Source organism: Paraburkholderia sp. C35 (genome assembly GCF_003121405.1).
Lineage (GTDB): Bacteria > Pseudomonadota > Gammaproteobacteria > Burkholderiales > Burkholderiaceae > Paraburkholderia.
The window spans coordinates 128,368-141,972 of record NZ_QBUY01000008.1 but is presented as its reverse complement, the minus strand read 5'-3'; the positions used below and the strand labels follow the sequence as shown (position 1 = coordinate 141,972).

Annotated in this window: 14 protein-coding genes; 5 read left to right on the top strand and 9 right to left on the bottom strand. The window is 64.0% G+C overall.

The annotated features are described in order from the left end of the window. Positions 1-68 precede the first annotated feature (68 nt). Together DK391_RS07980 and sctC are read left to right on the top strand one after the other, a co-directional pair. Positions 69-1,523, top strand: a complete 1,455-nt coding sequence (locus DK391_RS07980) for a helix-turn-helix transcriptional regulator (RefSeq protein ID WP_109477449.1) — start codon at positions 69-71, stop codon at positions 1,521-1,523. A gap of 42 nt (positions 1,524-1,565) precedes the next feature. Continuing rightward, positions 1,566-3,359 (top strand): type III secretion system outer membrane ring subunit SctC, encoded by a 1,794-nt coding sequence (gene sctC, locus DK391_RS07975; protein ID WP_109477503.1) that lies wholly within the window; start codon positions 1,566-1,568, stop codon positions 3,357-3,359. Between the two features lie 9 nt (positions 3,360-3,368). Here the strand turns inward: sctC and DK391_RS07970 are convergent, their stop codons facing one another. Together DK391_RS07970 and DK391_RS07965 are read right to left on the bottom strand one after the other, a co-directional pair. Next, positions 3,369-4,601, bottom strand: a complete 1,233-nt coding sequence (locus DK391_RS07970; protein ID WP_109477448.1) for an NAD(P)/FAD-dependent oxidoreductase — start codon at positions 4,599-4,601, stop codon at positions 3,369-3,371. A gap of 99 nt (positions 4,602-4,700) precedes the next feature. Then, on the bottom strand, positions 4,701-5,237 hold the full coding sequence (locus tag DK391_RS07965; protein WP_109477447.1) for an HD domain-containing protein: 537 nt from the start codon (positions 5,235-5,237) through the stop codon (positions 4,701-4,703). Positions 5,238-5,439: 202 nt separating this feature from the next. On the opposite strand from DK391_RS07965, the gene DK391_RS07960 reads away from it, so the two are divergent. Continuing rightward, positions 5,440-5,877: a cupin domain-containing protein gene (locus DK391_RS07960; protein ID WP_109477446.1), complete on the top strand. Its 438-nt coding sequence runs from the start codon at positions 5,440-5,442 to the stop codon at positions 5,875-5,877. A gap of 102 nt (positions 5,878-5,979) precedes the next feature. On the opposite strand, the gene DK391_RS07955 is transcribed toward DK391_RS07960, so the two are convergent. Next, a complete protein-coding gene (locus DK391_RS07955) occupies positions 5,980-6,423 on the bottom strand; it encodes an HrpB1 family type III secretion system apparatus protein (protein WP_109477502.1) in 444 nt (147 codons plus the stop codon). Between the two features lie 313 nt (positions 6,424-6,736). Between DK391_RS07955 and DK391_RS07950 the strand changes: the two genes are divergently transcribed. Next, complete coding sequence (locus tag DK391_RS07950) at positions 6,737-7,408, top strand: hypothetical protein (protein ID WP_109477445.1); 672 nt, start codon at positions 6,737-6,739, stop codon at positions 7,406-7,408. A gap of 70 nt (positions 7,409-7,478) precedes the next feature. On the opposite strand, the gene DK391_RS07945 is transcribed toward DK391_RS07950, so the two are convergent. The 3 genes from DK391_RS07945 to DK391_RS45235 form a co-directional block, all read right to left on the bottom strand. Then, the gene (locus DK391_RS07945; RefSeq protein ID WP_239482753.1) at positions 7,479-7,943 is read right to left on the bottom strand and encodes a lytic transglycosylase domain-containing protein; all 465 of its coding nucleotides are present in this window, start codon (positions 7,941-7,943) and stop codon (positions 7,479-7,481) included. A 23-nt stretch (positions 7,944-7,966) separates the two neighbouring features. Beyond that, positions 7,967-8,233, bottom strand: coding sequence for a hypothetical protein (locus DK391_RS07940; RefSeq protein WP_109477443.1), 267 nt, complete (start codon positions 8,231-8,233; stop codon positions 7,967-7,969). Between the two features lie 221 nt (positions 8,234-8,454). Continuing rightward, a complete protein-coding gene (locus DK391_RS45235; protein WP_239482747.1) occupies positions 8,455-8,871 on the bottom strand; it encodes a hypothetical protein in 417 nt (138 codons plus the stop codon). An 88-nt stretch (positions 8,872-8,959) separates the two neighbouring features. On the opposite strand from DK391_RS45235, the gene DK391_RS07930 reads away from it, so the two are divergent. After that, positions 8,960-10,345 carry a hypothetical protein gene (locus tag DK391_RS07930; RefSeq protein WP_239482746.1) on the top strand — a complete coding sequence of 462 codons (1,386 nt, stop codon included), beginning with the start codon at positions 8,960-8,962 and terminating at the stop codon, positions 10,343-10,345. 30 nt (positions 10,346-10,375) lie between these two features. Here the strand turns inward: DK391_RS07930 and DK391_RS07925 are convergent, their stop codons facing one another. From DK391_RS07925 to DK391_RS07915, 3 genes are all read right to left on the bottom strand, one after another. Further along, the gene (locus tag DK391_RS07925) at positions 10,376-11,107 is read right to left on the bottom strand and encodes a response regulator transcription factor (protein WP_109477440.1); all 732 of its coding nucleotides are present in this window, start codon (positions 11,105-11,107) and stop codon (positions 10,376-10,378) included. A gap of 348 nt (positions 11,108-11,455) precedes the next feature. Then, positions 11,456-12,508 carry a catalase family peroxidase gene (locus DK391_RS07920; protein WP_109477501.1) on the bottom strand — a complete coding sequence of 351 codons (1,053 nt, stop codon included), beginning with the start codon at positions 12,506-12,508 and terminating at the stop codon, positions 11,456-11,458. 60 nt (positions 12,509-12,568) lie between these two features. After that, complete coding sequence (locus DK391_RS07915; protein WP_109477439.1) at positions 12,569-13,537, bottom strand: anti-sigma factor; 969 nt, start codon at positions 13,535-13,537, stop codon at positions 12,569-12,571. Positions 13,538-13,605 lie beyond the last annotated feature (68 nt).

The window sequence follows — 13,605 nt, the reverse complement described above, 5'->3', positions numbered from 1 at the left end:
GCCATCGTTTCAACGCGCTCTCACAGCTTTGACCCACACGCTGCGCGAGCCTTACGACGGAATCAGCCATGCTCGTTACCTACTACTTCCCGTATGTGTCGATGCTCAACGCAGCGTCGGTGCCTGCCAGCGTCGCCGATCTGATCGGCAGCGGCAATGTGCAGGCCGCCGCTGCGCAAGTGCAGCGAACGGTCGATAGCCACGACGACGCAGCGCCAGCCGCGCTGCTGCAATTGCAGGGCGATCTGCAACTGTCGCTCGGCATGGAGGTCGATGCCGACGAGTCGTTCCGCGAAGCGCAAAAGCGTGTCCGCGACGACAAGGACAGCATGCGCTTCGCGTCGTGCCGCAATGCGGGCTGGCAGGCGCTGTTCCGCTATCGCTACGGCACGGCGATGTCGTGCTTCATGCAGATCGCGGATCATCCTCAGGCGGGCGCGGCATTGCGGCTCGATGCGCTGTTCGGTGCGTTCGGCGTGCTGTTCAGCGTGGGCCGTTTGCGCGATGCCGATGCCGTGCTCGATACGCTCGAAGACCTGCTCGACGAAGCAGCGTCGAATGGTTCGATGCACAACGTGGATGGCTGGCAGCGCCTGTTGAGCACGGTGCGTTTCGACGTCGAGGCGCAAAGCGCGCTGCGTTCGCGCGCCCAGTTGTCGGATCACATCTACTGGCAAGTGGGCCTGACGGGCGAGGCCGCGCCGCGTATCGCGCCGCAGCGGCCCGTCGCGCTGCGCGTGTTGACGGGCGCGATCGCGGACCCGCTGCTGCGCGGACGTGTCGAATTTCTCGATGCGCTTGCGCGTCTTGCGGGCGGCGAGCGCGATGCGCAGCAACAACTCGTCGCTCATGCGGAGCGGGCCGGCAAGCAGGGCATCCAGAACTATCAGAGCGCGGTGCGCATCGAGATCGTGCTTGCAAGTCTCGCGGGCGGGGCGTCTTCGCTGGCCGAATCGGTGCTGGCGCTGCTGACGGCGGAAGTGCGCATGCCGCAAAGCCATCGACAGCTCGAATATCTGTACTGCCTCGCCAAGCTGCGCCATCTGCAGGGGCGCAGCGCGGAATCGCTGGAGGTGTACACGCGTTATGCGGCCGCCGCCGTCAATTGCATTCGCGACGAAGCGGGCGCACTGGCGCGCTACGGCCAGCGCATCGCGCGCGCGCCGGAGCAACTCGACGATATCGGTACGCGGCTGCCCGCGCGTTATCGGCGTGCGTATCGCTATCTGCTCGACAACCTGGAGCGCAAGGATCTGTCGATCCGCGAGATCGCTGCGCAGATCGGTGTGACCGACCGCGCGTTGCAGAGCGCGTTCAAGACCAGCCTCGGCTCGACGCCGACCGAGATCATCCGGCGCTTGCGCATGGAGCGCATCCGTGCCGAACTCGAAGCCGACGATAGCGCGCACGAGCAGGGCATTCTCGCGACAGCCGTCAAGTGGGGCGTCAGCAACCGCTCGACGCTCGTCAACAGCTATCGCCGACAGTTCAACGAGTCGCCTTCCGACACGCTGAACCGCTAACCCGTGCATCGCCATTACCACACCTACACCAAAGCGACGATCATGAAACTCACCTTCCGTCACCGCGCGATTGCGGCTGCCCTGTTGATGATGAGCCTGAGCACGGGCCACGCCGCACCGATTTCATGGCGGCCCGGCGCAGTGCATATATCGGTGGAAAGCCGCGACCTGAAAGACGTGCTGCGCGACTTCGCAGCGAGTCAGGGGATCATCGCGACGATTGCGCCGAACGTGCAGGGCACCGTATCGGGACGCTTCGCCCTGCCGCCGCGCAGATTCATCGACACGATGGCGGCTACCTTCGGCTTCGTCTGGTTCTACGACGGCAGCGTGCTGTCGATCAGCACCGCCGATGACGTGACCACCAAGGTCATCAAGCTGGATTTTGCCGGCACGCAAAGCCTGCGCGCGACCTTGAAGCAGATCGGCCTCGACACCGACCGCTTTCCGATCGTCTACGATCCTGAGCAGGGTGTCGCTTTGATCACGGGCCCTCACCGGCTGATTCAACTGGTGGAAGAAGTGGCCGCGCGGCTCGATCAGAACGCGAATCGCCGCACGGGCAGCGAAGTGCGCGCGTTTCCGCTGCGTTATGGCTGGGCCGCCGATCATACGATCACCGTGAACGGCAAGACGCAGGTGGTGCCGGGCGTCGCCCATGTACTCGCGAGCCTCTATCACCCGGATCGCGACAGCGACCAGCAGGGCACGTCGCGCGCTTCCGCCGATGGCACGGCGAATCTGCAGCCGGTCAGCCCTTATGCCGACGTGCAGGGCGGCACCAATGGCGGTTCCCCGTACAACGGCGGCGGCGTGAACCCGCCGTTGCCCGACGTGTTCGCGGGCGTCGCGGCGGCAGGCGGCGGGCCGGTTGCGATGCCGGGCGCGGGCAATGCAAGCGGCGTTGGCGGCTCGGCAGGCGGCGCGCAAGGCTCGGGCCGTTCAGCGACGGCGGCCGTGCCGGACGGCGCAGGTTCGCTGCCCGTGATCCAGGCGGATGCGCGGACCAATTCGGTGCTGATCCGTGACCTGCCCGATCGCGTCGGCCAGTATCAGCAACTGATCGACCGGCTCGACGTGAAGCGCAGGATGGTGGAGATCGAAGCGCACATCATCGAGATCGACGACGGCGCGCTGAAGCAACTCGGCGTGGACTGGCATGCGCATTCGAGCCACGTCGATTTCCAGACGGGCAGCGGCAGCGCCAATGCAAACGGTTTCAACGGCAACGTGAGTCCGACGTTTTCGTCACTGGATACAGCGGGTAATCTGGTCGCCACGGCCACGCCGACGGGCGGCTCGCTGACTGCCGTGATCGGCGATGCAGGCCGCTATCTGCTCACGCGCATCGACGCGCTCGAACAGACCAATCTGGCACGCATCGATGCCAGCCCGAAGGTCGCGACGCTCGACAACGTCGAAGCCGTGATGAACAACAAGACGCAGTTCTTTATCCCTGTGTCGGGGTTCACGTCGAGCAATCTGTTTAGCGTGCAGGTCGGCAATACGCTGCGCGTGCTGCCGATGGTGGTCGACGCGGACGGCATGCAGCAGATCAAGCTGCAGGTGCATGTGGAAGACGGCCAGCCGACGGGCGATAGCGTGAAAGACATTCCCGAAATCCGCACCAGTGAGATCAATACCGAGGCTGTCGTCGGAGAAGGGCAGAGCTTGCTGATCGCAGGGTATCGCGTCGATAACGATTCGAATCTGAATACGGGTGTGCCCGTGCTGTCGAAGATACCTCTGCTGGGCGCGCTGTTCCGCTCGCATACGCATCAGAGCAGCCATATGGAGCGACTCGTGCTGCTGACGCCGCGCGTGATCGAGTTTTAAGCGGCCTTGTCAGCCCTTGTCGCGGATGGTGTAGGGCGGCGCCTGGACGACGGGCGCGGCGGCTTGCAGGATGTCGTCGCGATTCCCGTTGCGTGGCGGATAGATGCGCTCGCAGTTGATGATGCGCTTGGTCGCTTTCGCCGCTTCGCCCTGCGACGCGAGCCGGCGCTCCCAGCCTTCCGTGTAGACGGCGCCCCACGGGCCGAGATCGAGAATGGTCGTGTACCAGTCGATGTGAAGCGGCAGCATCGGCAGGCCCAGCAGATCGCAGACGGCATTGTGCCCGGCGTGCCGCCCCATCGGGCGGCTGTGCTGGCAGGACATCACGGAAGGCCGTTCGCCGTCGATCAGGATGCGGGCGCAATCGCCTGCGGCGAAGACGTCGGGAAGGCTGTCGACGCGCAGGTACGTATCGACAGGCACGCGTCCGGACGGATCGCGTGGCACGGGCAACTGTTCCGTCAGTGCATTCGCCCGCATGCCGCCGCACCAGACGACAGTCGCGGCGTCGATGTGCTCGCCGCCTGCCAGTTGAACGCCCTGGCTCGATACCGCCTCGAGCGACACGCCAGGGCGGAGTTCGACGCCTTCGGCCGTGAGCGCTTCTTCGATCACGGGCTGGGCGCCGCCCATCGCCTGGCCGATTCTGGCGGAACGGTCGGCGAGGATCACGCGGATAGTCTCGCGCTGATCGTCGCCGGCGATGGCACGCAAACGTGCAGGCAGTTCAGCGGCGAGTTCGATGCCCGTCAAGCCTGCGCCGATAACGGCGACCGTGAAGCGGCCGGGTGAGGCCGCGGTGTGGGGCAAATGCAGCAGATGCTGGTTGAGCCGGGTGGCGCCGTCGAATGTATCGACATCGAAGCTATGGTCTTGCAGGCCGGGAATCGCGGGGCGCACCAGTTCGCTGCCGGCGGCGAGAATCAGGCGGTCGTAGGTGAGCGTCTGGCCGGCTTCACAGACGATGCGATGGTTATGGGTATCGATGGAGTGGACGGTGTCCAGAATGCTGTTCACGCCGGCCGGGCCGAGCACGTCGGCAAGCGGCACAAGCGTGCCGTCGAGCGGCTGCTCGTAGTTGCGTACCCGGATGCTGTGATACGGCTTGCTGTTGATCACGGTGACGTCCACCTGCTCCGGCGGCACGCGCAGTTCATCCAGCTTGCGCGCCGCGCCGAGCGCGCTCCACAGGCCGGCAAAGCCCGCGCCGATCACGACGATCCGTTTCGTCTCCGTAGCCATGTAGCGCGTGCTCCCCGGTTGAGATGAGCGGTTTTTGCGGACCCGAACTGGAGTGTAGTTGCCGTGAGCGCGCGGTGCCGGGATTTCTGTCGAAGCTTGCTACGGGCGCGCAGCGTAGGCCTGATCGAACGCACTCAGCAAAGCGTCGTTCACGCGCGGCAGCGCGTCGACGACCTGTTTTGCCCAGTCGAAGTATGCCTGGCGCCGGGACAGTGGCCAGTCCGCTGGCGGAGAGCTTGCGACATCGAGCAGATTGCAGGTCTTGTCCGCGAGCTTGACCAGTGCTGCGCCTCGGCTCTTGTGCGGCGCGTGTTCGATCTGGAGTTGCTTGCGGCGCGGCTTGGGGAGTGTCTTGTCGTCGGTGACTTCGAGGACGATGCGGGTGACGTCGTCGCCGAAGCGTGCGCTCAACTCTGCGGCTGTCGTTTCCGTGTCTTCGATGGTGTCGTGGAGGATGGCGGCCTGAAGTAACGTCACGTCGGCGATGCCGCCCGGCGGTGCGAGCAGATGGGCCAGCGCGATGGGGTGATTGATGTAGGGGGTTGCTTCTGCGTCTTTGCGGCGTTGATTCCTGTGACGTTCTGCAGCGAACATGACAGCGCCGAGCAGTGCGACGGTGGGTGACTGAGTGGTCATTGTCTTCCCCGACTGAATTGTTGTTTATGCATCGCTACCTATTGTGCCCGATCCAGTCGGAGGCTGCGATTGAAGGTAGCGTCCAGCGATCGGGCACAGGGAAAAGGCGTGAGATTCGACAGCATGCCGAATCGGACAGCGCATCGGCATTGGAATACTAAATGCTTCAATCGAGGCCCAACTTCTCTGCCGGAGGTGTGCGATGTCTGTCGAACCCGAAACCCGCTTTTCTCATGTCAAGCGCGACGATACGGCCTTCGAGGCAGGCGGCCTGCGCGACTTCTTCCAGTATCGCGATCTGGGCATCGCACAGGCAACGGGCGGCAAGGTCGTTGCGCAACTCGTCAAGGCGCATCGCGCACCAGAGGAAGGCACCGGATGGCACCGTCATGAGGCAGATTTCCACATCGTCATTATGCTGAAAGGGTGGGCGCGCTTCATGTACGGCGACCGGGAACCCCTCGTGGAGGCGGGCGATTGCGTGCACCAGGCGCCTGGCATCGTGCACTTCCTGTTCGATTACTCCGACGACATGGAGTATCTGGAGATCGTGAGTCCCGCTGACTTCAAGTCGATCGATGTGCAGGCACCTTGTGCGGTTCCTGCGCCGACGCCGTGGCCTGTCGTGGCGTCGTCATGACGCGAGGCGCGAGACGCTAACGACACTCATGGGTGCCGCACATCGTGCACGATTGCTACCGTGCGGACCCGATGTCGAAGCTGCCGTGATCAATGACGGTTCTCAACCTGCTTCGAGCGCACCATTCATTTCGATTGCCGCTGTCACTCGCATCGACAGATCCGCCTCATCATTACCCGGCACATTCAGGAAACGCGCGACGATAGCAATGGCCATGTCATTGCCCGTATCCACTGCTTCCATCGCTGCGCGCCGCCACTCATCATCCTGCTGCATGAAAAGACACAGCGCATGCAGTGCCGACACCACGGGCAGATTCGCGTGACGCCCGGTCACATGGCCTAGCAAACTGGCGGCTTCACGCCATTCGGTCTGGTTGATCAGCAGACGTGCCTCGCAGACATCGGCGAGCGGACTATCCGGCTGCCACGCGCGCAGTGCACTGAGCACGTCATGCAGTTCCGGCATGGCACCGATGCGCATCCCCCCTGAAAACACCGACATCATCGCGTTGAGCACGGATGGACTGCATTGAAGATTCGACATGGCGGCCTCGCATGAACGGTTGACGAACTGAAGCGGGCACACGCCCGACACTGCATTCTGCGTATCGCCGCGCTTGCGGTCTTTCCGGGCCGCGAAGCATCGTGCCGCACACCGAAGCGCGTAATCAGCGATTGTCCAGTCACACCAGCGCGCACGCGTTCGACGACACATCGTTACCCCGCCGCATTCGCGACACGTCACGCTGCTTCGCGCTTCATCGCAGCCGATAGCGAACATGAATCTATCTTCGGTATCGAATCGGGATCGGGCAAAGATCGCCGGTTCGTCTTCTTTGATAACCAGAGAGAATTCGATGAACTCCATTACCCAATCCTTTCTCAACCCGGTGAACTACACGCCCACGGGCGGCATGACGGGTAGTTCGGCACAAGCGGTGCCGGGTCAGGGCGGCGATGTCGGCAAGCTGTTGCAGGATCTGTCGCAACTGATCGATGGCCAGCAGAACAACGGTGGCGGCGCGAACAACGTCAGCCAGTTTCTGCAGGATCTCGCCAATGTGCTGGGCGGCCAGCAAGGCGCGCAAGGTTCGACGGGTGCCGGGCAGCCTGGCGCCACGCCTTCGGCAGGCGCACCGTTGGGCATGCCAACGGGATCGCCCGCAGGCGCGTCGGCGAACAACGGTCTGGGTGCAGCAGGCCAGGGCATGCACAACATCAAGATCAACAGCAAGGCAGGCGGCGATGCGCTGCATCTGCAGGAAGACTCGCAAGGCAACCTGTACAACGCGAGCGGCAACAACGTCGGCCATATGGGCGCGGACGGCTCGATCACGCTGAACTCGGGTGCAACCAAGGAAGCCGCGATTCTGGAAACAGGGCATTCCAACGGCAAGATGAGTTTTGCGCAGATGCTCGGCGGTGGCGGCCTGACCAAACCGGAAACGGGCGACGGCGGCAACACGGTGTTCGATTCGGCGCAGGTGGCGGTGTCGTCGGGTGACCTGAATCAGAAGAACGACGTCTGATCGACGGGTTGTTGAGCGGCGCGCGCGAGCAGTCGGGTGCGCCGCTTGACTGCCTTAACACGCAGGGCGGTTAGCGTGCAGCAAGTGACGCCGCAGTCACCGGTATCGCGTGATCGGGATCGCGCTGCCAGCGCTCGATGATGGCCGCGATACGGCGCGCGTAATCGTCGCGCAGCGCGGGCGTCGACGAATGATAGGCACCGACGGCCGTCCATGTGTTGCCATAGCGGACCACCTGCTTGCGCAGATGCCATGCGGCGATATAGACGTTCTTGCACGGCACCATCAGCGCATCGCGCCGGATGCCATAACGCGCGAGTTCGGGCAGATGGATCGAGTTGATCTGCATCACGCCGTAATCGATCGAGCCATTTGCATTTGCGTGCGTCGCATCGGCATGGTTATGCGATTCCTGCCATGCAATGGCCCGCAGAATCAACGGATTCAGACGCTGCCATGCGGCGGCGTCGTCGAAGCAGTCGGCGTGGGCGGGCAGTGCCAGAAGCGCTAGCAGCGCGCCTGCAACGTGTGTCATGCGGCGGCGAACGTATCGACGGCTCATGGCGTTATTCCGTCGCGCGAGTGCATCTCGTGCCAACGCGCGAGCCAGGCGTTATATGCATCCATCCGCGTTTCGCGGCGTGCTTCGGCAAGCCGTTCCTGTTCGCGCCGTTCATCTTCGCGATGGTCCGCCTCGCGATGCGCTTCGAGGCGCCTCGCCTCGATCCTGTCTTCATACGCGTTCACCTGCAGCATCGCAGACGCATGCGCGACGGTGGACGACGCAATCGATAGCGCAATGGCAGCGCGTATCAAGCGGCGCATGGCTGACTCCGTATCGATCGTAAGCATGCCAACGAGGATACGGGCACGCTTGCAAGCGGCCATCGCGCAACGCGAAGCGGCGCTACCTGCAAACGAAGTGCGCCGCGCGTTCGCGTTTGCGCATCCGGCTTCGCGCGCCGCGTGCTGCGAGATGCAAAGCGCGCTTATCGTGAAGCCATCAGACCGCCTCGATCTGTGCCGCCTCATGCGCGTTCAACCCTCTAGCCGACGAGCCATGCCATGCTGAAACCGCCGACTCTCACCACGCATGACACGACCCGAATCTCATCCGATGCAAGCGCCGATTTGCCTCGCACGACGCCGCAGCGAACAGCGAATTCGCCGCGGCCGCCAGCCGGGCCGCGCACGATGGCGACACCGCTCGCGCCGTTGAGGCCGCAAGCGTCTGCATCCGCACATGTCGATGGACGCACTTCGCGCAGCGGCGCGACGTTCGCCGCCAGCACATCGGGTGCACAACGCGGGCCGAGGCCGGCGATATCGACCGACAAGGCATTGCCGCCGCTGCCACCCGCGTCCGATGAAGCCGGGCCTTCGCGTCTTGGCGCGGCACCGGCAACAACGCCACTCACCGCGCCTGGCGCGCCATCGCAGCCACCATCGCGTGCGCCGTCCATCGCGGGGACCGTCGAAGCGGCGTCAAACGACGGCCCGCAAGATCCGGGGTTCAAGCTGCCCGCGCGATCGCAGCATCTCGGCCAACCCGTGTATCGCGACAAGCCGGGCTTCACGCTGCTGGAGACCAACAAGCTGCGCCCGGATGCTTCCGTTGCGGGCGCAATCGGAATTAGCACGCACACGACCGTGGGCGCCGCGACGGGTGCCGTGGTGGGCGGCAGCCTGACTGCCGCGCACGAAGCGGTGGGTGCGATGGTCAACGGCCACGCGTTTTTTGCGGCACGCGAGCGCAAGCAACGCTATGGCGAGCAACTCGATCATCTCTTGCAGCACGATCTGCAGAAGTTCAAAACCGACGTCGACAACGGCGTCGCGATGCGCCCGGAAACGATGATCTTCAAACGGAAGAACGGCATCCAGAAAGCCAGCGACGTCTTCACGAATTCCAAAGGCAAGGCGCCGGCCAGGACGCAGCCGAACGCCGACCTCGAATACGACATGGAGGCCGTGCGCAAACTCGCCGCCTCGGATGATCACGAGTTGAAGAACGAAGCCGCGCACGCGAAAAACGTGCTGCTCACCGCTTTCCTCAAGGACGATGTCGCTGCAAAGCAGGGCAATCGCGCGGCCTACGAGTTCATTCGCAATACGGTCGCGATTGGCGCGGCCACTGCGACGGCCGTCGGCACGCATGGCGCCTCCGTGGCAGCGGCAGGCTCGCACGCAGCGGGAACGGCGGCCAGCGAGCGCATCGCGGGCAGTGCGCTCGCGGGTGCAGGCGCGCTCGATGTCGGCAAGGGCATCCGTGGACTCAAGCAGCGCATGCGCGACGAAAAGGCCGAAGTCGCGGGCAGCTTCGAACTGCAAAAGCGCAACGCATTCGCCGATTCCATGGTCGGGCCGCACGCGGACACGCAAATGAAGCAGGCCTTCGACGATCTCGGCGACGCACGCGACAAGGTCATCAAGGACACGCATCTCGCGTTCCGACAACAGGCACGCACGCAGGCGGGCGCCGAGCGCTACGGCAAGATCTTCCCCGGCACGATGATCGACGACAGAAAGTCCACCGCTGCAAAGAAAGAAACGCGCGATCTGGTGGGCAAGCACGCGCATGCCGTCGTCGAATATCAGATGGGTCTGGGTGACCCGGACAAACAGCAGGCGCTCGCAAAAGAATGGAACACGCTCATGCAAAGCGGCGGCACGCGACAGACGCGCACAAAGCAGTTCGCGAGACTGATCGACGCCGACCCCGGCATGAAGAACGCGTACCAGTTGCTGCGCGATACGGGCATGGGACGCAGCGAATCGATCTACACGATGCAGCGCATGGTCGAAATGTCGATCGAAACGAAGCTGGCGCAAGACCCGGATAAGGCCACGTACGGCGGCAATGCCGATTTCGCGAAAGACGACGCGGCGCAGAAGGCCACGACCAGCCGTCTGACGTCGGCGTTCGCTCGCCGTTAGACAGGCGCGCAGGCGTGCTCGTGTGCCGGCTCACGCGGCAATCGCCTGCGCGCGGTCAGCCGCCTCGTCGGTCGCCTCGTCCTGCCGCGCGACGAACACGTAGCCAAGCGAGTAGACCGTCTTCAGTTGCGAACCGTCGCGGCCATCCAGTGCGAGCTTCGAACGCAGCTTGTAGATGTGCTGTTCGTGCGAACGCCCCGCGAGATCGGCATCCTTGCCCCACACGGCGTTTGCGAGCTGCTCGCGGCTCATCAGCGCGCCGGCGGTCATGAACAGCAGCCACGCGAGGCTCAGTTCGCGCGCGGTCAGCGACACGCAACGGTCGCCGAAACACACTGTGCGCGCGCTGCGGTCGATCGTATAACCCGCCACCGTCAGCCGGTCGCCCACACGCGAGCCGCGGCAGCGCGCGATCGAGCGCCGCGCACGCGCCATGATTTCGGCGACACTCGCGGTGCCGATCACGACTTCGTCGACGCCTGCGTCGAGTGCTTCCGTCACGGCTTCGCTGTCCCACGAACGGCCGATCATCATCACAGGCAGATCGGTGCGGAAATGGCAGGTGCGCCACTTGAGCGTCGCGAGCGCGGGAATCTGGCTTTGCGTCGCATCGAAGATGACGAGTGCGGCCGAGTTGCGTTGCAGGAAGCGGATCAGCGAAAGCTCGTCGGTGAAGCGCGCGCAGTCGATGCCATTCTGTTCGAATGACTCGCTGATCTGCTTGTACAGCACGTCGCTGAAAGTGAAAAAGGCGATTCGCATGTCGGCTCCATAACCATCGCGGCGCGGCCCGTGCGCGCCGTTATCCCCCGTCGTTCTGGTCTTGAGGCGCTGTCTATGTTTGCAGTGCTCTCGCAATACACAACACCTGATAGCAAGCGACTATTCCATCGACTTATCAATCGACACGCGACACGCATGAGTCGTTGAAAAACGCTTGCCGCACAAGGGCTTGCAGCGGTGCGTGCAATGCGAGTGGCATCGGATTGGTTGCGGGCGCACGCGAAATGCGAAAAATTTTTTGTGCTGGCTTCGCAGAAAGACAGGCAGCGAAACGTAACGGAGGTGACTTTGCCGCTGCGTCGAACCCACTATCTGGGGCAAGCGAACTTACTTGCGTGTCGCGTAGCGCTGTTCTTCCTGCACGCGGCGTGCATGCGATTCCGCATATGCGGCCGAGCGGGCCTTGAGCAAGGGATCGTCGGATGGCGCGATGCCGTCGGGCAGTGTCAGCGGATCGAAGCTGATGTCGCGGCAAGGCCCGTCGATCTGCGGTTCCTCACGCTGCACTACGAGTGTCCCCACATCGATCTGCGTCCGATTTGCGGGCCACAGGCGCGTCGAATCGTTCGTGACGTCGCCCGGCTGCGCCAGCGTGATCACCATGTGCCAGCGCACCGGGCCTTGCTGCAAACGCTCGGAGAGACCGCGCTCGAGGAAATCGGTGTCGTGCGTCTGGGCGTCGGCGAGCGGCCTGTAGGCGTCGTCGGGTTCGACGCGCCAGCGCACGTCCTGCGCGTGACCGTCGCGGTCGATCAGCCGGAACGCGGCGACACTGTAGTACGCGGCATTGTCGAAGCCCGATGACGGCGGGTGATCGTGCAGCCATCGATCGAAGCGCGCCGTTTCCGGATGCGTCTGCATGAAGGCATCCATGCCGGGGTTGTCGCCATATGTGGTTGCGTCGCGCGCCTTGCGTGAGGCGGCGAGCATCTCGAAGAGCGCCTCGGGCGAACGCACGGGAAAGATGGGCGCGGAGTTCATCGCCGTGCGCCATTCGGCGCCGCCCGGCGTGACGATACGCAGCGCGAGACTGCGGACGTTCGATGCGCCGTCGGCCTGCGCGGGATTGCCTCCGCCAATCGACAGCCGTCCCACGACCTGCGACCGGCCAGACGCGAACACGCTGGCGCGCGAAAGCGGGGCGGCGCTGCCGTTACTGTCGAAATAGCCTGTCACGCACACGCCTTTGGCATGGTTGCGGCGAAAGCCCGGATGCTTGCCCGATACGGCTTCGAAGCGGTCGATGATCTGGTCAGCCGAAGGCTGCGTGCCAAGCAGGCCCGTCAGGCCATGCGTGTAGGCATACGCGCCGGCAATCGAGCCGAGCGCGATGACAGCGAGCGCGCCGCCCGCAACGATGCGAAAGGGAAATCTGGACATGAATCGACAACGGATGCTGCGCGCGACTGCGCGCAGCATCGAAGAAAACTCAAATGGAATTCAAACCGATCCGAACAGCGGATCGAAGCGGCGTTCGGCGATCTCTTTGCCGAGCGGCGCGAGTTCGCCGTTGCTGGTTGCGCCGATCAACGCGTAGCCGAGATTGGACTCGCGCCACGTGACGACGTTCATGGTGTCGACGCGCGACGATGCGACGCTCTGATTGGGCTTGTCTTCCTTGATCACACACAGTGCGACCGGGTCGCCCTTCTGCGGCAGATAGACGATCTGCACCAACGGACGCCCGTGGAATTTCAGCCGCTGCACACGGATGAAGCGCAGCCCCGCCTTGCTCAGATCGGGCACACGCAGCGCGATGCCGTCCTGGTTGCGGATTTCATCGACGGTGCTTTGCGCGTCGGATTCATCGGGCCAGAGATGCGCGACAGTGTCCCGTGAATAGAGTTGCTGATAGCTCGCTGCGACCTGTACCCACGGCAGCGAGCCCATCGTCGACGACGCGACGGTGGTGGCGCTGCCCGCCGGCTTGCCCGTATCGCCGAAACCGACACCGGGCGCGAGACGCAACACGACACCGCAGCAGAACGCACCGCCGACAAACGCGACGGCCAGCCATGCGGGCGCGATACGCAGCCGCGAACGCACGGGCGCGGACGGGGGCAATTGCGCGCTGTGCTGGATGGCGGCGTCGTTGGCGCCGGGCATGTTCGCAGCTTGCGCGCTCGCGACGGGCGCGGCAGCCGCCTGCGCTTGCGCAGCGGCGCTGATCCGCGCCGCTTCCGTCTGCGCGCGGATCAGATCATCCACGCGCCTGATGAGGCTCGCGGGAACGGGCGGCAATTTCTGCGTGGCGAAGGCTTCGCGATACGTCAGGCGCGAGGCCTGGAAGAGGGCGACCTTATCCGCGAGCTCCGCGTGGGCGCGGAGTTCGTCTTCGATCTGCTGACGTTCGTTCGGCGACAGTTCGTCGTCGACATACGCCATCAGCACGGTATCGTCGACTTTCATACGCTCGGGCCTTGATCGGGAGTGCCGTAACACTCGAAATGGTTCATGTCACAGCGCTGTCACAGCTA